The 22,839-nt window shown below is 51.8% G+C and carries 22 protein-coding genes and 1 riboswitch; of the genes, 12 read left to right on the top strand and 10 right to left on the bottom strand.

The window, feature by feature from the left end:
• The first annotated feature begins 44 nt into the window (after positions 1 to 44).
• The 4 genes from Q0V82_RS01285 to Q0V82_RS01300 all read left to right on the top strand — a co-directional run bounded on the left by Q0V82_RS01285 (position 45) and on the right by Q0V82_RS01300 (position 4,251).
• Entirely contained in the window at positions 45 to 1,496 is a 1,452-nt protein-coding gene (locus tag Q0V82_RS01285; RefSeq protein ID WP_297572046.1) for a YdgA family protein, read from the top strand.
• Positions 1,497 to 1,770: 274 nt separating this feature from the next.
• Complete coding sequence (earP, locus tag Q0V82_RS01290; RefSeq protein ID WP_297572048.1) at positions 1,771 to 2,907, top strand: elongation factor P maturation arginine rhamnosyltransferase EarP; 1,137 nt, start codon at positions 1,771 to 1,773, stop codon at positions 2,905 to 2,907.
• A 161-nt stretch (positions 2,908 to 3,068) separates the two neighbouring features.
• Positions 3,069 to 3,632, top strand: a complete 564-nt coding sequence (locus Q0V82_RS01295) for an elongation factor P (protein WP_297572163.1) — start codon at positions 3,069 to 3,071, stop codon at positions 3,630 to 3,632.
• A 160-nt stretch (positions 3,633 to 3,792) separates the two neighbouring features.
• Positions 3,793 to 4,251: a DoxX family protein gene (locus Q0V82_RS01300; protein WP_297572050.1), complete on the top strand. Its 459-nt coding sequence runs from the start codon at positions 3,793 to 3,795 to the stop codon at positions 4,249 to 4,251.
• 108 nt (positions 4,252 to 4,359) lie between these two features.
• Here Q0V82_RS01300 and yiaY read toward each other — a convergent pair whose 3' ends face one another.
• The 4 genes from yiaY to Q0V82_RS01320 all read right to left on the bottom strand — a co-directional run bounded on the left by yiaY (position 4,360) and on the right by Q0V82_RS01320 (position 9,495).
• Complete coding sequence (gene yiaY, locus Q0V82_RS01305; protein ID WP_297572051.1) at positions 4,360 to 5,511, bottom strand: L-threonine dehydrogenase; 1,152 nt, start codon at positions 5,509 to 5,511, stop codon at positions 4,360 to 4,362.
• Positions 5,512 to 5,751: 240 nt separating this feature from the next.
• Positions 5,752 to 6,255 carry an aromatic acid exporter family protein gene (locus Q0V82_RS01310; protein ID WP_297572053.1) on the bottom strand — a complete coding sequence of 168 codons (504 nt, stop codon included), beginning with the start codon at positions 6,253 to 6,255 and terminating at the stop codon, positions 5,752 to 5,754.
• 106 nt (positions 6,256 to 6,361) lie between these two features.
• Complete coding sequence (locus Q0V82_RS01315) at positions 6,362 to 7,162, bottom strand: MOSC domain-containing protein (protein ID WP_297572055.1); 801 nt, start codon at positions 7,160 to 7,162, stop codon at positions 6,362 to 6,364.
• Complete coding sequence (locus tag Q0V82_RS01320; protein ID WP_297572056.1) at positions 7,159 to 9,495, bottom strand: DNA internalization-related competence protein ComEC/Rec2; 2,337 nt, start codon at positions 9,493 to 9,495, stop codon at positions 7,159 to 7,161. Before Q0V82_RS01320 ends, Q0V82_RS01315 begins: the two co-directional genes overlap by 4 nt.
• A 75-nt stretch (positions 9,496 to 9,570) precedes the next feature.
• Between Q0V82_RS01320 and Q0V82_RS01325 the strand changes: the two genes are divergently transcribed.
• Both Q0V82_RS01325 and Q0V82_RS01330 read left to right on the top strand, forming a co-directional pair.
• Positions 9,571 to 10,752 carry a UbiH/UbiF family hydroxylase gene (locus tag Q0V82_RS01325; RefSeq protein WP_297572058.1) on the top strand — a complete coding sequence of 394 codons (1,182 nt, stop codon included), beginning with the start codon at positions 9,571 to 9,573 and terminating at the stop codon, positions 10,750 to 10,752.
• 50 nt (positions 10,753 to 10,802) lie between these two features.
• Positions 10,803 to 11,531, top strand: coding sequence for a DsbC family protein (locus Q0V82_RS01330; protein ID WP_297572060.1), 729 nt, complete (start codon positions 10,803 to 10,805; stop codon positions 11,529 to 11,531).
• 82 nt (positions 11,532 to 11,613) lie between these two features.
• Here the strand turns inward: Q0V82_RS01330 and bioH are convergent, their stop codons facing one another.
• The 3 genes from bioH to bioF all read right to left on the bottom strand — a co-directional run bounded on the left by bioH (position 11,614) and on the right by bioF (position 14,769).
• Entirely contained in the window at positions 11,614 to 12,411 is a 798-nt protein-coding gene (bioH, locus tag Q0V82_RS01335; RefSeq protein WP_297572062.1) for a pimeloyl-ACP methyl ester esterase BioH, read from the bottom strand.
• A gap of 266 nt (positions 12,412 to 12,677) precedes the next feature.
• On the bottom strand, positions 12,678 to 13,532 hold the full coding sequence (locus Q0V82_RS01340) for a Rossmann-like and DUF2520 domain-containing protein (protein WP_297572064.1): 855 nt from the start codon (positions 13,530 to 13,532) through the stop codon (positions 12,678 to 12,680).
• A 16-nt stretch (positions 13,533 to 13,548) separates the two neighbouring features.
• Positions 13,549 to 14,769 (bottom strand): 8-amino-7-oxononanoate synthase, encoded by a 1,221-nt coding sequence (gene bioF, locus Q0V82_RS01345; RefSeq protein WP_297572066.1) that lies wholly within the window; start codon positions 14,767 to 14,769, stop codon positions 13,549 to 13,551.
• A gap of 285 nt (positions 14,770 to 15,054) precedes the next feature.
• Here bioF and Q0V82_RS01350 point away from each other — a divergent pair, with 285 nt between their 5' ends.
• The gene (locus Q0V82_RS01350) at positions 15,055 to 16,329 is read left to right on the top strand and encodes a nitronate monooxygenase (RefSeq protein WP_297572068.1); all 1,275 of its coding nucleotides are present in this window, start codon (positions 15,055 to 15,057) and stop codon (positions 16,327 to 16,329) included.
• A gap of 84 nt (positions 16,330 to 16,413) precedes the next feature.
• On the opposite strand, the gene dapA is transcribed toward Q0V82_RS01350, so the two are convergent.
• Positions 16,414 to 17,277 (bottom strand): 4-hydroxy-tetrahydrodipicolinate synthase, encoded by an 864-nt coding sequence (gene dapA, locus Q0V82_RS01355; protein WP_297572069.1) that lies wholly within the window; start codon positions 17,275 to 17,277, stop codon positions 16,414 to 16,416.
• A gap of 82 nt (positions 17,278 to 17,359) precedes the next feature.
• A riboswitch (Lysine riboswitch) is annotated at positions 17,360 to 17,582 on the bottom strand.
• A gap of 96 nt (positions 17,583 to 17,678) precedes the next feature.
• Between dapA and Q0V82_RS01360 the strand changes: the two genes are divergently transcribed.
• On the top strand, positions 17,679 to 18,659 hold the full coding sequence (locus Q0V82_RS01360; RefSeq protein WP_297572071.1) for a type II secretion system F family protein: 981 nt from the start codon (positions 17,679 to 17,681) through the stop codon (positions 18,657 to 18,659).
• An 83-nt stretch (positions 18,660 to 18,742) separates the two neighbouring features.
• Here the strand turns inward: Q0V82_RS01360 and Q0V82_RS01365 are convergent, their stop codons facing one another.
• Together Q0V82_RS01365 and Q0V82_RS01370 are read right to left on the bottom strand one after the other, a co-directional pair.
• A complete protein-coding gene (locus Q0V82_RS01365; RefSeq protein ID WP_297572072.1) occupies positions 18,743 to 19,057 on the bottom strand; it encodes an AzlD domain-containing protein in 315 nt (104 codons plus the stop codon).
• A complete protein-coding gene (locus Q0V82_RS01370) occupies positions 19,057 to 19,782 on the bottom strand; it encodes an AzlC family ABC transporter permease (RefSeq protein WP_297572073.1) in 726 nt (241 codons plus the stop codon). Before Q0V82_RS01370 ends, Q0V82_RS01365 begins: the two co-directional genes overlap by 1 nt.
• Positions 19,783 to 19,897: 115 nt before the next feature.
• Between Q0V82_RS01370 and Q0V82_RS01375 the strand changes: the two genes are divergently transcribed.
• The 4 genes from Q0V82_RS01375 to Q0V82_RS01390 are packed head-to-tail and all read left to right on the top strand — an operon-like array spanning position 19,898 to position 22,804.
• The gene (locus Q0V82_RS01375) at positions 19,898 to 20,446 is read left to right on the top strand and encodes a chorismate lyase (RefSeq protein ID WP_297572075.1); all 549 of its coding nucleotides are present in this window, start codon (positions 19,898 to 19,900) and stop codon (positions 20,444 to 20,446) included.
• Complete coding sequence (ubiA, locus tag Q0V82_RS01380) at positions 20,446 to 21,330, top strand: 4-hydroxybenzoate octaprenyltransferase (RefSeq protein WP_297572076.1); 885 nt, start codon at positions 20,446 to 20,448, stop codon at positions 21,328 to 21,330. The genes Q0V82_RS01375 and ubiA overlap by 1 nt, the downstream gene beginning before the upstream one ends.
• Positions 21,327 to 22,154: a hypothetical protein gene (locus Q0V82_RS01385; protein ID WP_297572078.1), complete on the top strand. Its 828-nt coding sequence runs from the start codon at positions 21,327 to 21,329 to the stop codon at positions 22,152 to 22,154. The genes ubiA and Q0V82_RS01385 overlap by 4 nt, the downstream gene beginning before the upstream one ends.
• 2 nt (positions 22,155 to 22,156) lie before the next feature.
• Positions 22,157 to 22,804, top strand: a complete 648-nt coding sequence (locus Q0V82_RS01390) for a glutathione S-transferase N-terminal domain-containing protein (RefSeq protein ID WP_297572079.1) — start codon at positions 22,157 to 22,159, stop codon at positions 22,802 to 22,804.
• The last annotated feature ends 35 nt before the right edge of the window (positions 22,805 to 22,839 follow it).

A 22,839-nucleotide genomic window follows, 5' to 3' on the forward strand; every position in this document is an offset into this window, starting at 1 on the left:
GGCAGCTCTGCCCGACTCTTTTTACCGTATTTAAGGAACTCACAGTGAAACGTAAAGTTGTTTTGGCCAGTAGCCTCACCTTCGCCGCGCTTGCCATCGCCTACGTCGGGGGTAGCTATTACGCTGGCCAAGCCGTAGAACAGACCATGCAAAAGCAACATGCTTGGCTGGCTAACTTACCGTATTTTATTGTGAAATCGCACAGCTATCAGCGCGGTTGGTTTAGCTCGACTGAAACCACCACCTTGCAAGTGCGCCCTGAACTGTATCGTTTTATGCTGGAAAAAGAAGGCGAACCACTGCAAACCTTTGCGGTGACGTATACCAATCACATCCAGCATGGCCCACTGCCTTTACTTAGCCAATTTAATTTCATGCCGTATAAGGCCGCTGTGAGCACACAATTTGTGTTTGCGCCCGATACCCAGAAATTTTTAAGCAAATTTTTTGGCGAACAACAGCCGATTAAAATCGAAAATCGCATCAGCTTTAACGACGATGGGATTGTGAATTTATCCATTCCCGCGTTTGAATACGAAGAAGCCCTTTCTGGCATTAAAGCGCACTGGGAAGGCCTGACGGCCAGCCTCGATTACGGTGGTGACTTTAACCGTGTCACGCTGATTGCCAATGCGCCAGGACTGAAAGGCGAGGCTAAAAACAAAGGCCAGTTTGCCCTGAAAGACTTTCGCTTCAAGCTGCAACAAGTGCGTGGCACCAGCGGTTTAATGATTGGCAGCACCACCGCCCAAATCGGCCAACTGGATCTAAACCTCACCGAAGGCACGCCGTTTAAGCTCAAGCTCGATCAATTGACTTACGCCGGTGACATCAAAGAAGCCGGTGAATTTATCAATGCCAGCGCCAAGATCGACCTCAAAACCTTAACGCTGGATCAGCAGCCCTACGGCCCTGCGGTATTGATCGCCGAGGCCAACCATTTGCACGGCAAAACTTTGGCTAAAATTGGTGACGAGCTCACCTTATTGCAAAAACAAAATCTCGATCGTGACCAACTCACGGCCGCGCTGACTAATCTGGCGAAAACCCAAGGTCTGCCTTTATTGCAAAACAATCCGCAATTGGCGATTAAAAAATTCGAAGTCAAACTCCCCGATGGCGCGCTGCGCTTTACTGGTGAAGTCGGTCTGAATGGCTTTGTCGCTGCCGACCTAGACAAACCAGTCGACTTGGTCAATAAAATCAACGCCAAAGCCGATTTTTCTGTGCCGCGTAAAGTCGTTGAAACCATGGCACTATGGCAAGCACGCAATGTCTTTGGCGGCGCAGATAGCCAAGTAAATATGGCCGATTTGGATTTTCTGGCGGGGCAATTTGTTGAAGGACAAATCAATAAGCTGGCCGAACAAAACCTGATTCGCGTCGATGGCCAATTACTGGCCGCCACCGCTTCACTGAATAAAGGGGCCTTTATTCTCAACGGCATTAAAGTGCCGCTGCCATGGGCCACACCGGCCAACGCAGAGGCCGAATAAATCCCGGCGGCAATTTAAAAACAAGGCCTCCTACGAGGCTAATGCCGTTCACTTAAGCCAAGTGAGCGGCATTTTTTTCCTGTTACTTTTGACGCAAAGGCGCAGAGAAAATCAATTGCAAAACCCTGAATTTCCTCCGCGTCTCTGCGCCTCTGCGTCAGGTTTTCAGGGTTTGTCGTTAAGTGAGCTGTATTTCTCCTACGAGGCCTTGTTTGTTTTAAACCCTGCGCAAGCGATGCTCTGCATCAAAACCCATCGATCACAAGGAAAACCCATGCCAACTTGGAGCATTTTTTGTCGCGTGGTCGACAATTTTGGTGATATTGGCGTGTGTTGGCGTCTAGCTCGGCAACTGGCCAACGAGCATCACCTTACCGTTACTTTATGGGTCGACGATCTGGCGAGCTTTGCCCAAATTCGCCCAGAAATTGAGCCCGATTTAGCACAGCAAACGCTCGATGCGGTGACCATTAAACATTGGCCCACGCAATGGCGCGATACCCCACCGGCTAGCGACGTGGTCATCGAAGCCTTTGGCTGCGATTTACCCAGCGCTTACCTCGCGCAAATGCAGCAATGGCCAACGAAGCCAATTTGGCTGAATTTAGAATACTTAAGCGCCGAAGATTGGGTGGCCGGCTGCCACGGTCTGCCATCACCGCAAATGGGTTTAAATAAATACTTTTTCTTTCCCGGCTTTAGCCAGAACACCGGTGGACTGCTCGCCGAGCGTGCCCTGCTCACTCGGCGTGCACAATGGCGTGATAGCGATAGTCAGCAAAAGCGCCGTCAATTGGCACCGCTTTTGCCCGCCGAAAGTGCCGACACCCGCTTTATTTCTTTATTTGCCTACGAAAACCCAGCCCTTATCGACTGGCTCAGCGCGCTAAAAGACAGCCCAAACCCGATTCATTTGTTTATTCCAACCGGCAAGGTATTGCCACAGATCGCACAGCTACTGAATCAGCCAGCGCTATACGTCGGGCAAGTTTATCAATACGGTGCGTGCCATCTGGCCATATTACCCATGCTCAGCCAAGACGATTACGACCGACTCTTATGGAGCTGCGATTTAAATTTTGTTCGCGGCGAAGATAGCTTTGTTCGCGCCCAATGGGCGGGCATCCCGATGGTATGGCAAATTTATCCGCAAAGTGAAAATACACATTTAGACAAACTGGCCGCTTTTTTGGCGCTGTATACCGCCGACTTACCGACTCAGAGTGCCGCAGCATTAACCGCGTTTTATCAGTGCTGGAACCAAGGTGGCGACGTTGCTGCCTGTTGGTCAGCCTATTGCCAACAACGGGCCATCTTGCAAAAACACGCCAAAAACTGGGCTTTTCGACTCGCCGAACAAGGAGATCTTGCGACTAATCTGGTCAAGTTCACCCAATCCAAGTTAAAATAGTCGATTGTGTCGAGCGTGTTTTAAAAGTACGTGGCTCGATTGATGTTTTTGGCCGTAGCAAAGCCAAGCATCAACGGATGCTCTGGTTCACACCGACAAAATCGCCGCACTCTTAAAACCCGTTCTATTTAATCTGCTTTTAGGTATGTAAAAAAATGGCAATCAAAACTGCTCAAGAAGTTCGCGCTGGTAATGTGATTTTAGTTGATGGTCAACCTTGGGTTGTGCAAAAAACTGAATACAGCAAATCAGGCCGTAACTCATCGGTTGTTAAAGTTAAAGCCAAAGGTTTGTTATCAAACCAAGGCTCTGAAGTCGTCTACCGCGCCGATGACAAACTCGACGTTGTGACTTTAGAAAAACTGGACTGCACGTATTCTTATTTTGCTGATCCAATGTTTATTTTCATGGACGCAGAATTTAACCAACACGACGTTGAAGCCGACAATCTTGGCGACACCCGTGGCTTGATCGTTGACGGCATGGAAGACCAATGCCAAGTGACTTTCTACGAAGGCAAAGCCATCTCTGTTGAATTGCCAACCGTGGTTGTTCGCGAAGTGGAATACACCGAGCCAGCAGTTCGTGGCGATACATCAGGTAAAGTCATGAAGCCAGCAAAACTCAAAGGCACTGACTTTGAATTGCCAGTGGCGGCCTTTATCGAAATCGGCGACAAAATCGAGATCGACACGCGCACTAACGAATTCAAAAAACGCGCTTAATTGCTCGTAATACTGCAAAAGCCACCGTTCGCGGTGGCTTTTTTTATTTTGATAAAAAACTCACTTAATTATTCCCCGTTCCCGCCAAATACAGCCATCCAAGTAAGAAATTCAGCAGTTCACCGACTACAGTACAATCCATTGACCAAGGTGAAGCAAAATGCGACAAAAATGCATCCCTGCGCTGATTCAAGCCAAAATACTCGACGCCTTAGCCCCAGTTGCCGATTTTTTACTGCGGTTATATCTGTGTAAAGTGTTCTTTTTTTCTGGTTTAACTAAAATTCAAGACTGGAATACCACGCTATTTTTATTTACCGATGAATATCATGTGCCGCTATTGTCCCCCACTCTGGCCGCCATATTTGGCACGGCTGCTGAGCTGATTTTGCCGATCACTTTACTCATCGGTTTATTCACTCGCTGGTCGGCACTGGGCTTATTGCTCGTCAATGGTATGGCGGTGGTGGCGTATTTTCATGTGCTCAAAACGATGCCATCGGCACTGCAAGACCATTTGGAATGGGGCTTAATGCTGCTGGTTTTAGTCGCGATACCGACGCGGCGCTGGGGTTTAGATTGCGTATTACTTCGCGCAAAAAAATCGCCAAATATTTAAAAGTTAAATTTTCAGCGCAAAAAAAACGCCACAACGATGTGGCGTTTTTTTATGTCCTTCCTTGGAAACGCCACAGCAATCTGGCGTTTTTTACGGCCTTCCTAGGTGTTACATCGCTGCGCGATAAATTTCGCAAACTTCTTCAAATGTAGGTTGTTTTGGATTGGTCAAACCACACGCGTCTTTTAATGCATTGGTCGCCAATGTTGGAATGTCTTCAAGCTTGGCCCCCAATTGCGCGACGCCCGTTGGAATACCCACATCAACCGACAGTTTGCGAATCGCCGCCAAGCAAACCTCAGCGGCAGCGTCGTCACTTAAGCCATCCACCTTCTCACCCATCGCCCGTGCCACATCGCCCAAACGTTTGGCACACACTGGCTTGTTATACGCTTGCACATGTGGCAACAAGATGGCATTACAAACACCATGCGGCAAATCATAAAAACCACCCAATTGATGCGCCATTGCATGCACATAACCCAGCGACGCATTATTAAATGCCATCCCCGCCAAAAATTGGGCATACGCCATTTGTTCACGCGCCGCAATATCATCGCCATGGTGCACCGCTTGACGCAATGATAGGCTGACGATCTCAACGGCTTTGAGCGCACAGGCATCAGTAATCGGTGTGGCAGCGGTCGATACATACGCTTCTACCGCGTGCGTTAAGGCATCCATCCCCGTGGCGGCGGTTAAACCTGCGGGCTTCAGTAGCATCAACTCAGGATCATTCACCGACAAAATCGGCGTAGTGTGCTTATCCACAATGGCCATTTTTACATGTCGCGCTTCGTCGGTAATAATGCAAAACCGCGTCATTTCACTGGCGGTACCGGCTGTGGTGTTAATCGCAATTAAAGGCAATTGGGGTTTTGCCGAGCGATCTAGCCCTTCGTAATCTTTAATCTCACCGCCATTGACCGCAACCAGTGCAATCCCTTTGGCACAATCGTGCGGTGAACCACCACCAACTGAAATCACGCAGTCACAGCCATTGGCTTGCAGCATGGCCAAACCAGTCGCCACATTGGCCGTAGTTGGATTAGGGTGAACGCCATCAAACACCACGCTGGCAACGCCTTCTTGGTCTAATAAATCAGTCACTGTCTTAACCACACCGATTTGAACTAGCGGTAAATCCGTCACAATCAGCGCTTTTTTAAAGCCATAACTTTGAATTGTTTTCGCCGCATCGCGTAAGCAACCAGCACCCATTAAATTCACACTCGGGATAAAAAAAGCAGTCGTTGTCATGATCAATACCTCGATTCGCAGTAGAACTACAATGCATTTAGCCTACTCCGAATGCCGGTGTAATTAATTGACTTATATCAGAACCAACACCCACAAACCACCTCGTAAGCAATATCCGCAACAGGTGTAAAACACTGCGTTTATCTCACTCTATCGAGGTACTTGCTGTGTTTTTTAAATCGAGCAACGCCCGCTTAGCCTGAGCAAAGCACGCATTGATGGATCGCTTAGCGCCGGCGTTTATTTTTCACTTTTAGCATCTGCATCCGTTGGCCACAACACAATCGCCGCCATCGATAAAGCAATGCCAATCATCGATTCGCTAAACCGCAAGATTGAATTTAAATAGGGATTGAGCGATGGATGCATACTGGCCATCACCATGGTGATGCACACGGTAATCGATGCCAAACGGGCGTTATCGGGAATATGCAGCATTTCACACAATAAAACCGTGGCAAAAATCGTCGCGCCCATACCTAACCAACTAAACGGGAAAAACTGAAAATACAGCGCACTCATGCTGGCCCCAATCAAGGTGCCTAAAGTGCGCATCCACGCCGATTTAATCGTGGCTTTTTGCGTCGCCTGCAACACCACAATCGATGAAATTGCCGCCCACAAGCCACCAATTCCGGCCGACTCACCCTGAAAAAACTGCGTAAAATGCACGCCCAAATAAAATGACGAGACAGTAACAATCGCCACCTGTAGCGCGATATGTAGTGATCGACGTTCAATCATGACGAAGTTCCCTATTATTTTGCCGGCAACCGCGATGGTTTCATGCGGGTATCATCGTTTGATAGCAAGGCGTGATAACAATACAAGCAAGCTTTAGCTTAATGACTTAAGCCTTGTAACTCAGCACTTCAACCGGCAAACCCAGTTGTAATGCGCCGCTTTGCACCACCCGTGCATTCTGGCCAAACACCACCGCAGCGCCGATTTTTCTAAACTTAGCCAAACTACGAAGCGGTTCTGAATCTTTGGTGCGCTCGGCCGTCTCTGGGTCCAGCGTCGTCATCAAGCAGCGCTCACACGGTTTAGCTAGCTCAATCTCTACCTCGCCAATCCGAATCCGCTGCCAAGTATCCTCAGCAAATGGCGCGCTATTGGCGATGACCAAATTAGGCCGAAAACGCAGCATCGATAACTCACGGCCAACGCGCGCATTGAGCGCTTGCAAAGAGCCTTCACCAATAATTAATAAGGGATAGGTATCGACAAAACTAATGGCCACATCCGGATGATTTTTTAAGCGTCGGTGCGGCTCTAAACCGAGCCACATCAGATGTACGCTTTGATTTAAATACGCTGACAACCACGCATCGGCATCGAGAGCGCCACGCCGCGCTAAAAATTCGGTTTCCCAAACATCAGCCTGATGCAGTTCATTAAACTGCGCCAGCGCGACAAATAAATCGGCCATGCCCGGCGCTTTGAGCCACAGGCCATCGGGCGTGACCTCAGCACAAATCAATAAAATCCGTGGCTCGGTGCGCGCAGTGATTTGCACGCCCGCCGAATTGGCTATCATCCATTCTCGATCTTGTGGCAAGCCACGCACGTCGAGCTGGCTTTGGCTCAGCGCTTGAGCACGGCATGATTTAAGGGGGTAGCGGTATAAAGCAGAAAGCAGCATCGTCATGGCGAAATTCCAACAGCCGTTTTTGGATCAGAATAAGTCGCAGTGTACCAATATCGCGGCGCGATGGCGCGTTGCTCTTGTAGCTTAATCAGTTCGCCGACAGTAAATTGTAATGATCCAGACTGATCGGTCCGCAATATGCTTGCCCCTGCGGCGGCATAGCGCGCCAACACCTCGGGATGCGGATGGCGAAATTGATTCATAAATCCAGCAGAAAACACCGCGTATTGTGGTTGCAAGGCTTGAATAAACGCATCCGATGAAGCGCTTTTACTGCCGTGATGCGGCGCAATCACAATCTCGGTGCTCGCTAAACCCGCCGCCAGCAACTCCCCTTCTTCAAGACGACTAATATCAGCGGGAATCAAAGCACTATGCCAGCGATTATAAATCCGCAATACACAGCCGCGCGCATTGTCATTGTTAGCGGCATAGTTGGGGTGCAACCACAAGACCTCAAAATCAACCCCATCCCAGTGCCAACGCTGCCCGGTTTGGCAGCGCTGCTGGGCGACTTTACTACTTAAGATCGGCTGATTGTCTGGCAGACTATGCAAAATCAAAGCAATTGGAAAAGCCAAACGATCGCCCTGCCCCAGCAAAATCGGCGCGCCGCCAATATGATCGTTGTCGTTATGCGATAGCAATAAAGTATCCAGCTGCGTGATGCCCGCCTGACGCAACACCGGCAAAATCACGCGCTCGGCGTTGGCCTCGCGCCCGGTATCAAATAGCAAAGCGTGCTGCTGCGTTTGCACCAACACACTCAAGCCTTGCTCCACGTCGAGCACCTGTAATTTAAACTGCCCGTCGTCCAGCTTGGGCTGCGGCATAAAAAACAAGGGCAAAAGCATCACCCAGCCCAGCCAGCGCGCCGGAATACCTCGGGGTAATAGCAGCAAAGCCACACCCAACATGGCCACTGGCAATATACCTATAGGGGGAGAGCTGATCTCTAGCGCCGGCCACGGCCAAGTCAAGATCCATTGCAATCCGCGATCTAAGATTGCAAACAAGCCCTCAGCCCAGCGCAACAGCGTTCCCGTTGGGTCGAGTAAACCCAATAAAGCCAAAGGCGTAATCAAGACACTGACCAAAGGAATCGCCAAAGCATTGGCCAGCGGCGACATCAAAGGCACCTGCCCAAACACCAGCACCAAAATCGGTAACGACGCCAACGTCGCCGCCCACTGCGTGCTCAACCACAAACGCCACGCCGGTAGCCGACCAATGCGATTGGCCCCCACCCAAATCAAATACGCCACCGCCAAAAACGACAGCCAAAAACCCACCGAGAGCACGGCAAAAGGATCAAACAGCAACACCACCGCCAAAGCACTGGCCCAAATCGCGCTGATCGCCATCGGCCTGGCTCGCCACAAGCACACGGCGCCGACCAACAACATTAATACGGTGCGCTGCGTTGGCACACTCATTCCCGCCAACACGCTATACAGCAAGGCGATCAACACGCCGGCAATTAAAGCCGCCCGCTGCGCGGCCAGCCTTTGCGTTAAATACGCACTGCGCCGCCAGCCATACAGCACCAGCGCCATGCCCATCGCCGCCAGCATCGTAATGTGTAGCCCCGAAATACTGATTAAATGCGTAATGCCCGTCAGCGCAAATCGTTGCCACTGTGGCTTGGGAATCGCGGCTTGATCGCCTATCGTGAGCGCAATAATCACGCCTTGGTACGGTGCATCCTGTAAAGCGTGCTCAATGCGTTCGCGCAGCGCGGCGCGAACTCGCAGCACTGCCGCTTGAGCCGAAAAGCCAGCTAAACGTTCGGCCGACTTCATGCTGGCAATCGCGGCAATATTTTGCTGTAAAAACCACGCTTCTAAATCAAAGCCCGCTGAATTGACGACGCCATGAACTGGCTTGAGTTTGAGCTGCAAGCGCCAACGCTCACCAGCGCCAAAAGGCCCGCCTTTGGCGTTGACCTGAATTTTATCAACCTGCCACGCTCGCTTGGGATCAGCATCGGGCGTAAAAATAAAGCGCGGCCCGTAGCGCGAATCTTGCGGTAAATCAGCAATAAAACCCGACATCCACAGCGTTTGACCGACTAAATCGGCCGGAATGCGCTGCGCCATCCGCAGTTGTGCCCGCCAATTAGCCCAAGCAAAACCCAAACTCAAGGCCAAAACCAGCAGCACCAGCCATTGCCAAGCCGTCTGTTGATTGCGTCGATTCAAATAAAAAAGTAAGCCCAGCGCCAGCAAAGCAATCGCCAACGCCCAGCCCAGAGCAGGTAAAGCAGCTTGCTGCTGTAATGCAATGATCCCAAGCACCCAGCCGAAAATAAACAGTAAATAGCGACTTAGCATCCATCTAGCTTAGGCAATCGAGTGCTGACTAACCCAAGAAATCACCTTGCACGAATCATTCACAATGTTAAACTCATGCGCATGAAAAATTTCGATGCCGATATCATTATCGTGGGTGGTGGTTTAGTCGGTGCCGCTTTGGCGCTGGCACTCAAAAAAACCTCGCTCTCGGTGATCTTGCTCGAAGGCCGTGCGCCTTGCCTAGATTTTGACCTCTCCACATGGGATCAAAGAGTCTATGCCATTAGCCGTGCGAGTCGTCAGCTCCTCACGCAGATTGGGGCTTGGCAGCGCATTCGCCCAGAACGTTTATCACCGATTTGCGCCATGAAAATCCGCGGTGACGCCGTCGATGCCGTATTGGAATTTAACGCCCTAGAAAGCGGCGTTGACGAGCTGGCCTTTATCGTTGAAAACCGCGAATTACAACGCGCGCTGTGGTTGGCGCTAGCTGACTGCAGCCATGTTGACATCATCACGCCAGCCAGCGCGCAATCGCTATCAATCGATCTGGATGCCGCCACGCTCACCTTGGCCGACCAGCGCCAACTCCGCGCGCGTTTAGTCGTTGGCGCAGATGGCGCGCAATCTTGGGTACGCGGGCAAGCGGGCATCCAAGCCAGCAGCAAACCCTATGCGCAATTTGGCGTTGTTGCCAATTTTGCCATTGAAAAACCCCACTACGGCTGCGCACAACAATGGTTTAAAACCGACGGAATTTTGGCGTGGCTGCCGCTCGCCCAGCAACAGATGTCGATGGTTTGGTCGTGTGATACCGAGCTTAAAAATGAATTACTCAATTTAAGCCCCAGCCAACTGGCGGCCAAAGTGGCTCAAGCGGGCAATGCCTCACTGGGCGAGCTGACTTTAATTACCCCACCCGCTGCGTTTGAGCTAAAACTCAATCAGATTACGCACTGCGTCAAACCGCGTTTAGCTTTGGTTGGCGATGCGGCACATACGGTGCACCCTTTAGCCGGGCAAGGCGTTAATTTAGGTTTTGGTGATGTCGCCGAACTGGCTGACTTATTAACAACAACACACCCGGAACGAATCGGCGATTATTTAGTCCTAAGGCGCTATGAGCGCGCCCGCCGCGAGCCGGTACGATTAATGCAAACCGTTTGTGATGGATTGCAGCAGCTCTTTAATAATCACCATCCCGTTTTAATGCGTTTACGTAATTTTGGGCTGGGCTTTACCAATGCTTTACCATGGCTCAAACGACAATTAATTCGCCACGCCATGGATTCATAAACACTGCTGATCGCTGCTTTGCAGCAACTCACCTGACTGAAGGATGACTCATGAAACACCTAAGCCGTACTCTGATTGCCGCAGGCATGATCGCACTCACCGCATGCAGCGCCCAAGCGGACGCGCCACCGAAAGAATTAAAAGCCAATTTGGCCAAAAAAATTGGTCAACCGGTTGATTCGGTCAGCGAAACGCCAATTAAAGGCCTGTATGAAGTGGTCTTAAATAAGCGCCAGATTGTGTATTCCGACGCCAAAGGTGAATTTGTTGTCGTTGGCGATATGGTCAATGTTGCGACCAAAAAAAGCCTGACTGAAGCGCGCATGGCTGAACTCAATAAAGCCGACTTCAGCAAATTACCACTGGCGGATGCCATCAAAGAAGTCCGTGGCAATGGTAGCCGTAAATTAGTGGTGTTCTCTGACCCCGATTGCCCATTTTGCAAACGCCTTGAAACAGACAGTTTAGCCGGCATTGAAAACATCACGATTTACACTTTCTTGATGCCACTGGCTGGCTTGCATCCAGATGCAGCGCGCAAATCGGAGCTCATCTGGTGCAGCGAAAACCCACAAAAAGCTTGGCGCGAATTCATGCACAACGGTAACTTGCCAACCGGCGGTAAAACCAAGTGTGACAACCCCATCGCGCGCAGTGTCAAACTCGGCGAATCACTCGGCATTAACGGCACGCCAGCGCTAATTTTTGCTGACGGCCAAATCGTTTCGGGCGCGATTCCAAAAGACGCCATCGAAAAAATCCTCGCGACACAAAAATAATCACCCCATGCAAAAAAGCCTCGATTTCTTAAGCAAGAAATCGAGGCTTTTTTTATTCCTCATCGTCATTCCAACCGCACGATTAATTCGCCGCTAAAAAAGCCTTTTGCGCAGTTAAAAACTCCGCTCGATGCGATAAAAACGGCGCATGTGCTGCGCCTTGATGAATTGTTAACGTCACATCATTCAATTGACTAGCCAGCCAATGGGCGACGGCGACGGGAGTTAAGGTATCTCGATCACCATATTGCAGCTGCACTGGGCAATCAATTTGGCTGATCTGCGCGCGTAAATCCGTATCGCGCAAAATGGCTAAGCCCTCACTCAACGCGGTTAAACTGGGCTCACCGTGCTTGAATAAATCAGCGAGTAATTCCTTAGTCACCGCGCGGGCGCTGGCGTCTCCCATTGCTTGTAAGCTAATAAAACGCTTGAGTGTACCTTGCCAATCTTGTTGCAACTGCTCGGCAAACTGCGCCAATACCGTGGCTGGCATTGCGCTGGCCCAATCGGTTTGCTGCATAAAGCACGGACTGGATGCGATAAGGCTCAAGGACTTCACTTTTTTCGGCTGACTGATCGCCCACGCGGCCGCCACTGCGCCGCCCAAAGACCAGCCAATCACTTGCACCGGCCAAGGAAACGCCGCATCCACAGCCGCCACCATCGCTGGCAAACTTAATGCCCCATTCGCTGGCGACGCACCATGGCCGGGCAAATCGACTAAATGCACGCAATAATCTTGCGCCAAAGCATCAGCAATCGAATTCCATACCGTGCTATTCATTGCCCAACCATGCAACAACACCACATCAGGCCCTTGGCCCCGCGTTTCAATCCACATTCCATTATTCCCAGTCAATCGATTTAGGGCTGACATATAGCCCACCATACCAAGGCGATGTTCAGATTACGTGTTGATCGTGATTAAAACTTCGCGGCATTCCCTCGATGGGAGAGGCGTAGGGTGATACGCCAACGTGCAGCTCAACACCCCCATCCCAACCTTCCCCCGTCGAGGTCGATCAGCTCAAGCACTGGTGATATAAGCGATCAACATCAAACCTGAACAAAACTCATGCCAAATGGGTATCTAGATGCAGCGCTTTAATTTCATAGCCTGCAATCATATACCCACCCAACACATCATGACTCATGTAAATATTGCGCCAACGCTTGCCGCTGCTGCGGGTTTAAGCGCTCACCGGCTAGGCAGAGCGTGTGTTGCCCCAAAACTTGATACAAGGATCGGTACTGGTGCGGTAAAACCGCCAAGTGCTGCGCCACGGTCGCCGCATCGCCGCGCACAATCGGCCCAGTCAGTGCTGCAGCAGGGCCGATGGCGACGATATTATTTAAGGTTTGCTGCATCAGCCCCAACACCAAGCGCTGCGCCATCTCTGGCGCGACACCCGCTTGATTGGCCGTTTGCAGCGACACCTCGGCCAAAGTCACCAAATAATTAGCCGCCATGGTGAGTGCGGCGTGATACGCCGTTTTACCGCCAGCTTGTAAAGCAAAAGGCACCCCGCCCACAGCACTCACCCACGCTTGCAAGCGCTCACACGCGAGCGCATCACCTTCAATCGCGCACAGCGTGCCGGCAAAGCTCGCTACTGCTCGCGCTGGATCGGCAAAAGAAAACGCTGGATGCACGCTTGCCAGCGCCGCGCCTTGCGCGCGAAGTGGCGCTAGCAATTGCGCGTCTAAAGCGCCGCTGGCATGAAACACCACATTACCCGCAGCAATCACCCCAGCCTGAGCCAGCGCACTCGCCACCGCAGCAATCGCCGAATCGGGCACCGCAAGCAACCATAAATCGGCGGCGGGCAACGCCGATAGCGTGGTTACCGCCTGCCCTGCGCCGATAAAATCCAGCGCCTTGTGCGCCGCTGGCGTTCGCGCTAATACACCAGCAATCTGATATTGCCCCGACAATTGCGCCAAACGCGCCATCGATTGCCCCAAGCGGCCAGGGCCGATGAGATTGAGTTTGAGCATAAAAACGCCTTAATCCTTAATCTATTTCGCTTAAATCGATACCATCGGAATCGGTCGCAGGCGTTAAATCGGCCGCAGGCAACGCCGCCAAAATCAGCAATAACTGCTCACATAAGGCCGCGACTTCTTCGTGCGTATGCGCAGCACTGAGCACCACCCGCAAACGCGGCGTGGCCACCGTTGGTGGGCGAATCGCCGCCACCCAAAATCCAGCAGCAAATAAAGCCGCCGAAACTTGCACTGAAATTTCACTACTGGGCAAAATAATCGGCTGAATCGCCGTGCTGGATGGCAATAAAGTGCAAGCACTCGCCAAGCGCTGGCGGAAATACACAATATGCTGCTGCAAACGCTCACGCCGCGCCACATCGTGCGCAATCAAATCCAAGCTGGCATGCATCGCCGCAGCAATTAATGGCGGCGCAGCCGTGGTATAGATATACGGCTTGGCGGTATTGACCAGATAGTCAATCACTACCTGCTCTGCAGCAATATACGCCCCGGCAACACCAGCCGCCTTACCCAACGTCGCCATATAAATAATCCGTGGCGACGATAAACCCAGCTCGGCCAAAGTACCGCGCCCATGCCCTAATACGCCAAAGCCATGCGCGTCATCCACATACAGCAGCGCGTCGTATTGATCGGCCAATTTCAGCATTTCGGCCAGCGGCGCAATATCGCCATCCATGCTAAATACCGCGTCAACCACAATCATTTTGCGTGCAGCTTTCGATGCGGCTAGTTGCCGCGCTAAAGCGCTCAGATCACCATGCGCGAAGCGCTTTACGTCGGCGCGCGACAACACCATCGCATCATTGAGCGAGGCATGATTGAGCTTATCGGCAAAAATCGCATCGCCACGCGACATCAAACCGGTAATCACCGCCAAATTGGCCATATAACCAGTCGACAAGGTGATCGCCGCCGGTTTATTCGCCCACGCCGCCAAGCGCTCTTCAAGCTGCTGCTCAACGGCAAAATGCCCGGCGACCAAATGCGAAGCGCCACTACCGACGCCCCAACGCGCAGCGCCCGCTTGGGCGGCGGCGATCAATTGCGGGTGGTTGGCCAAGCCTAAATAATCATTGCTACAAAAATTGCACAACAGCCGATCTGCCACCGTGACATGCGCGCCTTGCGGCGAAGTCAGCACCCGGCGCGATCGATATAAATGCGCTGATTTTCGCTCGGCGAGCTCGTCTGCTAGTTGTGAAAACCAGTGCAACTGCGTCATAGCAGCTCCTTTTTTATCCAAGAGTGCATTCTAATGGATTTAAATTTGATTTTGGATTCACCGCGTAAAGCCAACACAAACTGACAGTTTGCGAAAAAATATATCGTAGATAACTGTAATTATTGAAAGAAACTCGCGACGCAGCATGCGCACTTTGGCAAATTCTTGCGTATTGTCATCATTGACACAAGCCAAAAACCCCTTTTACACGTTATCATTCGCCATTGAAAAATTTTACTCATCATTGAGCTGGCCTTAAAACCAGCTTAAGAATGGAACGATCTAATGAAGCGTGTTGATGATTTTCGTCTGAAATTTGGTAAAGAAGAATATGTGCCGATTATGATCGGTGGCATGGGTGTGGATATCTCCACTGCCGACTTAGCACTAGAAGCTTGCCGTCTTGGCGGCATCGGGCATATCTCCGACGCGATGATTAATACCGTCACCGATCGTCGCTACAACACAAAATACGTCAAAGACAAACTCAAGCAATACAAGTTTAATGTCGCCAATAGCGACAAAGCCGTGGTGCAATTCGATTTGGAACAGCTGGCCAACGCCACCCGTTTACACGTTGAAGCCACCATGGCGCGTAAGCAAGGCAATGGCATGATCTTCATCAACTGTATGGAAAAGTTGACGATGAACGGCCCAAAAGAAACTTTACGCGTGCGTATGAATGCCGCGCTCGACGCCGGCATCGACGGCATCACCTTAGCCGCCGGTTTGCATTTGGGCTCTTTTGCGCTGATTGAAAACCATCCGCGTTTTCATACTGCCAAGCTCGGGATTATTGTTTCATCGGTGCGGGCACTGCAGCTGTTTATCAAAAAATCAGCCCGTACCGGTCGCCTACCTGATTTTGTCGTGGTTGAAGGCCCATTAGCTGGCGGCCATTTAGGCTTTGGCATGGATTGGGCTGACTTTAAGCTAGAAGACATCGTGGCCGACGTGCTCGCTTGGGTGCAAAAAGAAGGCTACGAGAATATGCCGGTGCTGCCAGCCGGTGGTATTTTCACGGGTTCTGATGCGGTGAAATTCTTAGAAATGGGCGCGGGCGGCGTACAAGTGGCCACCCGCTTTACCGTGACCAAAGAATGCGGTCTGCCGGACAATGTCAAACAAGAATACTTTAAAGCCGACGAAGATCTGATCGAAGTGAATCAGATTTCACCAACAGGCTACCCAATGCGGATGTTGAAAAACACCCCCGCCATTGGTTCTGGCATTCGCCCCAATTGTGAAGCGTATGGTTACTTGCTCGATGCCAACGGCAGCTGCTCTTACATTCAGGCGTATAACAAAGTCATCGAAGAAAATCCAAACGCGAAAAAGATTTCTGAAATTCACGTTTATGAAAAAACTTGCTTATGCACGCACATGCGTAATTTTGATTGCTGGACTTGCGGCCACTACACTTACCGCCTCAAAGACACCAGTAATCAATTGGCTGACGGCCGCTATCAATTGCTCACTGCTGAGCACGTGTTTAAAGACTATCAATTTAGCACCGACAACCAAGTGGCCCTGCCCGAGTTGGATGAGTCTGCGGTCTAAGTTCATCGTTAGCATCAAAAAAAACCGCCATCATGGCGGTTTTTTTTGGTTCTATCTTTGTCTGTCACGATTCATCGTTCGCGTTTAAGCCGCCGCCCATTGCAAATCCGCCGCCAATAACGGCGCAAGCGAGGCTAAATCCTCAGCGCACAATGGCAAACGCAATACATTACTGGCAATGCGCTGCTGATAATGCATTAACGCCTTAGTCGGAATCGGGCTTGGCGCGACAAATAAGCTCTCTGCCGTCTCGCGCAATACCGCACCAATGGCTTCGCCTGCCAAGCCTTTAGCCACAATATCGGCCACCTGCTGCGGCCAAACATTACTCGCCACCGAGACTAAACCGGCCGCGCCCAATAAGGCATGCTCGGCAAACCACACATCGTCACCCGAGTACCAAGCAATTTGCGGAAACGCCGATTTAAGCTCAGCAAAGCGCAGTGGATTGCCGCCAGACTCTTTCACCGCCCAAAAATTCGGATGGCCAATTAAAGCAGCAATCGCCGCTTCGGCCAAAGCCACGCCCGAGCGCGATGGAATGTTATACAACATGCACGGTTTGCTCACCGCATCGAGCAAGGCTTTAAACCAGCGCTGCTGACCTTGCGCGCCGGGCTTGGCATAAATTGGCGTGACCAATAAATACGCTGACACCGGCTGCGTTTCGCAAAAAGCCAACCAATCTAATTGACTCGCCAAATCCAAACCACCCACGCCCACCATCAGCGGCGCATTCAGTTGCAAACGACAGGCATGCTCGATAATCGCTTGGCGCTCGGCCAAGCTCAGATTCGCGCCTTCGCCGGTTGAACCGAGCAAAGTAATACCATTGCCGACTGCAGCTTGCTCGTGCAATAAGCGCGTTAACGCCGCAAAATCAACGCAGCCGTCGGCTTGCATCGGCGTAATCAGTGCGGTCCAAAGTGGGGTCTGGGTAATAGTCATGGTGATCTCCAATAAAAGACGCTTGGAGAGAGGAAAAGTGCGGCAATGATGCGCTGGCAACACGCCAGCTGACAATGAAATCATCACCAAGAGCACTCCAGTAATCGATGATTACTGACAGTTCAGAGGATTCAGCCGCTGTAACCAGCAATTGGAGATTCAAGGCCCCAATCACTTCGGCCTTGCTCCCCCTAATACCACCGATGGTGCAGCGTGGTTCAATTGGGGTAAGCCAACTGCGCTAGCGCACACAGAGCTTGATCTCTGCGGTAGTACGACCTGGGCAAGGCGCCTCTCTTGTCGTTCAAGAGCGTCTATTGCAACTCAAGCCAGTCTGATTGTCAACTACCTGACAGGCATCACAGTCGCATTTTTAAGCTCAATCAGCAATACTTCAGCCTATGAGCTCATTTTCGCCACTACCGCATGCAGTTCGGGCTGATTTATTCAGCCAATTGGCCGTGCTCGAGCGCGCCGGCTTACCGACGGAGCATGCTTTAACCAGCCTAAATCTAGCGCCGCGCTATCTGCCGCAGTTAGCCGCGATGCGTAAAGCCTTGGCGCGTGGCAAAACCATTGCCCAAGCGGGCGTGCAGGCAGGACTATTTAATCCACTGGACGCGGCACTCATCGCGGCGTCTTGCCATGCCGGCAGCCCTGCCCTGCTCTATAGCCGTCTAGCCGAGCAATCGGCACTCATCGCCCGTTTAACCCAACAAGTTCGCGCCAAATTAGCGATGCCCGCCCTCACCCTATTGCTGGCGCTACTGATTAATCCACTACCCGCATTGATAATGGGGTCGCTCAGTTTATCCGGCTATGCTCTGGGGGTTATTACGCCGCTGCTCTTGATTTACTTGATGTATCGGCTTGGAAGATTGGTACTGCAATCGTTTGAGTGCAATACCTCAGCAACGCTGGTAAAAGCCCTGCTGCAAACACCGCTATTGGGCGCTTGGTATTTACGCAGCAAGCAACATGATTTTATCGCCAGTTTGGCGCTACTGCTGCACGCTGGCGTGTCGATGTTTGAAGCCATTCCCATTGCACAATCGACGTTGAACTGCGCGTATTTGCAACAGCAAACTCAGCCATTATTACGGCAATTAAAGCGCGGCCAAACGCTCACCGCGGCTTTCAGCGCCGTGCCATGGTTGGCCGATCCACGGTTGGTCGCGATGGTAGAAACAGGCGAAGCCAGCGGCACACTGCCCGACATGCTGCAACGCGTTGCCAATCAACAGAGTGCCGATCTAGCCCACAGCGCCACGCAATTGGCGGCATGGCTGCCGCGCCTCATTTATGTGCTGATCGCCGGCTGGATAGCGTGGGGCATTTTGACCAGCGGCGCCATGCTGCCGCAAGTACCAGCTGATTTATAAAGACGATGACTGCAATTTTTCAGATTAAGGCTTAATGGCGCGCGCATCGAGCTGCGACTTAACGCTATCCGCAAACGCCAACGCTAAAGTAAACGCAAGGCGTAATACACGGCCATACCCAGCACAATCCCCAACATGAGTTTTTTGCTGCGCCACACGATCAAACCGGTGGCAATACATCCGCCCAATTGCGGGCTGAATGCTTGCCAATGTCCTTGGGGCATAAAAATTTCTGGGGTAATAATCGCCGTTAATACCGCCACCGGCACATAGCTTGCCGCTTGGCGTAGCACCGGCGGAAAGCGCTCGCCCACACCGGGTAGAAAAAAAGACACCCGCAAACCATAAGTGACCAAGGCCATGCCAAGCAGCAAACCGATTGTAGTAAGTATATCCATCAAGCCTTTTCCTTAAATCGCATTGCCGCCCATACCCCAAGCAATACTGCCAATAGCAGGCCTAATTTATACGGCAAACCATGCGCCAATAGCGCCGTAGTCCCAGCCACTACCGCGCACAGCACTTGTGCGCGCGACACCAGCATTGGCACCACAATGCCGGTAAAGGTCGCCACCATCGCAAACTCAAGCCCCCAATATTGCAACTGCGCAATGTTGTTGCCCAACACAATGCCGATACCGGTAAATACAACCCACGTGCTGAAATTGACCAAACCTGAGCCCAACATCACCGAATCCAGTGGCAGCATTTTGCGGCTGGCCGCGCTTTGCACCACGGCAAAAGTTTCGTCAGTTAAGAAAAAAGCCAAGCCCGCGCGCCGCCAAAATGGCAGATGGGCAAATGGCAGTTGCAAGGTGGCGCTATACAGCGCATGGCGCAAATTGATAATCAGCGTGGTAAAAATAATCACCGGCAGCGCTGCGCCGACAGCCAGTAAGCTCAGCGCTAAAAACTGGCTAGATCCGGCGTAAACCAATACCGACATCGCCATGGTTGCCCATGGCGATAAACCCGCTGGCCCCGCCAAGGTACCAAAAATCAGGCCAAACGGGGCCACGCCCATTTGCAAAGGCAAGGTATCGAGCACGCCGATTTTGAAAGCTTGTTTTGAATTTTGCATCGCAACATCATAGGGTAACTCAATATTACTGACAATATTCATCAGCAAAAACCAAGCTAAAAAACAGCGCTTTAGCCGCAAACGCGATGCCGGCGCGGCAAGCGCACTGGGCTTTTGTGGCATAATCGCCCAGATTCGATGAACAAACCCCAACCCTATGCCGCATACCGCTTTTTGGCACACGCCCTTGGCCTTAGCGCCGTGGTCGTTGCGACCTTGGTTGAGCGAACGTGGCTCATTAACTCAACGCTTAATCGCGCATTTTCCGCAATTAAACGTGCGCGTTTTACAACAAGGTTTTCGCCGCCCTCACCCAGATGAAACGCAAATTTTGCAGCTACCGCGCGCTAGCCACGTCGCGACGCGCGAAGTCTTGCTCTGCAGCCAAGACCGCCCCTTGGTGTTCGCTCACAGCATTACCTGCCGCGACAATTTGCACGCGGGCTTGCATTTATTTGAGCGCTCCGGCAGCCGCCCTTTAGGCGCGCTATTGTTTGCCGATCCGTGCATTCGTCGCTCGGCCCTGGCGTGGTGTCAGCTCAGCCCGCGCCATCCTTTATGGCAAAAAGCCCAAGCCGCCGTCGGCGGGCAAGCCGCAACTTTATGGGCGCGGCGCTCGGTGTTTTATTCTGGCGCGGCGCAGCTATTGGTCACCGAAGTTTTTTTAAGCGATTTTCTTTTGCCTTCACCTTGCGAACCCATTTAATGCCAACGCCCTATTTCAAACCGCAGCGCTGGTCGGCGTATATTCGTTTAGCCCGTATGGATAAGCCCATCGGCACTTTATTACTGCTCTGGCCTACACTTTGGGGCTTATGGATCGCCGCGCAAGGTCGGCCCGATTGGTCTTTATTATTGATTTTTTGCCTTGGCACTTGGCTAATGCGCTCTAGTGGCTGCGTGATGAATGATTGGGCTGATCGTGATTTTGATGGCCATGTTGAACGCACCCAAAATCGGCCTTTAGCCACTGGAGAAATCAAGCCCAAAGCCGCGCTGTATTTTGCCGCTGGCCTGGCTTTACTGGCCTTATTGGTGGCACTGCCGCTGAACCACTTGGCTTTATTACTCACTATTCCAGCGGTTTTTTTGGCCGGATCTTACCCCTTTACCAAGCGCTTTTTAGCCATACCGCAAGCGTATTTAGGCATTGCGTTTAGTTTTGGCATTCCAATGGCGTTTGCCGCGCAAACGGGCAGCGTGCCCTTGATCGCTTGGGCGCTGGTCGCCGCCAATCTACTTTGGACTGTGGCTTACGATACCGAATACGCCATGGTCGATAAGCCGGATGATCTCAAAATCGGCATCAAAACCTCGGCCATTACCTTTGGCCGCTTTGACGTGGCCGCGGTGATGCTGTGCTTTGGCGCATTTATTCTGTGCATGCTGGGTATTGGCTATGCCACTGGCCGTGGGGTGATTTATTTTGCCGGTTTAGCCGTGGTGATGCTGGCCGTTATTGATCAATATCGGCGGATTCGTGGTCGACAGCGCGACGCCTGCTTTGCGGCTTTTTTAGCCAATAATCGCATCGGTGCGCTGATTTTTGCCGCCTTAGTACTCGATTACGCTTGGCCGATTCCATTATGAAAATCCCCCCGCTCACCACAATAGAGCAAGGCGGTTTAATGCGGCGGATTTCAGATTTAGAATCGGGCTCGGCGCGGCAATGGTATTGGTTAGAAATCGCGCAAAATTACCCGCACGATGCAGCCAGCAATAAAGAAAAAATCTTAGGTATTGCCCTACAGGTTTTTGGCATTAATGCCTGCCAAGCCATACTGCAAAGATTCGGTCTAACAGGCTTGGCGCTCTACCAAGCCGCCAGCGATGCTTTTTGGCGCTTGCTGCAACATAAAACCAATGACGCGATCTTAATTATTGGCGGGGTATTGGCCCTGCTCATCGGCTTTAATCGGCTCCCTGCCAGCCAGCAATTGGCCGCGTGGTGCTTGGCCATCGGCGGCGCAACTTGGCAAATCATTCGCATTTTTCGCAGCCCAGCACCCGCGCCAAGCAGCGAAGCACTCGGCGCGGAAGACAGCTTAGGTTTGCAAGGCCTACTCATCACCGCGGGCGTCACGCCGGCGGTATCGAGCACTTTAATCAAAGGGTTGATTCAAGCGCCACACCAATTTTTAGCGCCGTTGCTGGTCAACCTGCCCGATCTCGCTCCAGCAACTGAGCCCAGCCGCGCGCAACAATACGCTTGCAGTGCGCTACCGTGGCTCGTCATCGGTACGAGCAGTAGCGCCATCATCGGCGCATTGCCGCCGATTTGGGGCGGCATCTGTGTGTTATTGCTGCTACTGATTGTGGCGTGGTGCCTGCACCGCGCAGTGAAACCTCTGGCTTTATTGGCTTTGAGCTGGCTCAGTTGCGGCCTATTGGCGCAACTCACCCACTGGATTTAAGCATGTCAAATTCACCGATTTTGTATTCATTTCGCCGCTGCCCCTACGCAATGCGCGCCCGCTGGGCGATTTGGCATTGCCAACTCAGCGTTGAAATCCGTGAAGTGGTATTGCGCGATAAACCAACTGCACTATGGGCGGTATCGCCCAAAGGCACGGTGCCGGCGCTCTGTCTGCCGGATGGCCAAGTCATGACCGAGAGCTTAGAGATTATGCTGTGGGCGCTGGGCCAAGATCATACTTGGCATCCCAGCGACTTGGCGGCTAAGCAAATGGCTTTAATCTTGCAGCACGATACTAAGTTTAAGCCCCTGCTCGATGCCTATAAATACCCCGAGCGGCATCTGGCACTCAGCCACCAGCAGCATCAAGAAAATGCGATGTATTGGCTGGAAACCAATATCTGCAATAGGCTAGCAGCACATACCTATTTGATCGACGCCGAATTTCGCCTAAGCGACGCCGCCATTGCGCCGTTTATTCGGCAATTTGCTGCGGTGGATCGGGCTTGGTTTGTAGAGCACGCCAATCCACTACTGCAGCAGTGGCTAGCACGTGTATTGCAGGATGATTTTTTTGCCGCTGGGATGCAAAAATATCCGCGCTGGCAAGCGGGTGATGCCCCACGCTATTTTCCTGCGAAGCAATAGACGCGGTGCTGTTTGTTTGGCGGATTGCGTTTATG

This window comes from uncultured Deefgea sp. (genome assembly GCF_947072475.1).
In the GTDB taxonomy this organism is placed as follows: domain Bacteria; phylum Pseudomonadota; class Gammaproteobacteria; order Burkholderiales; family Chitinibacteraceae; genus Deefgea.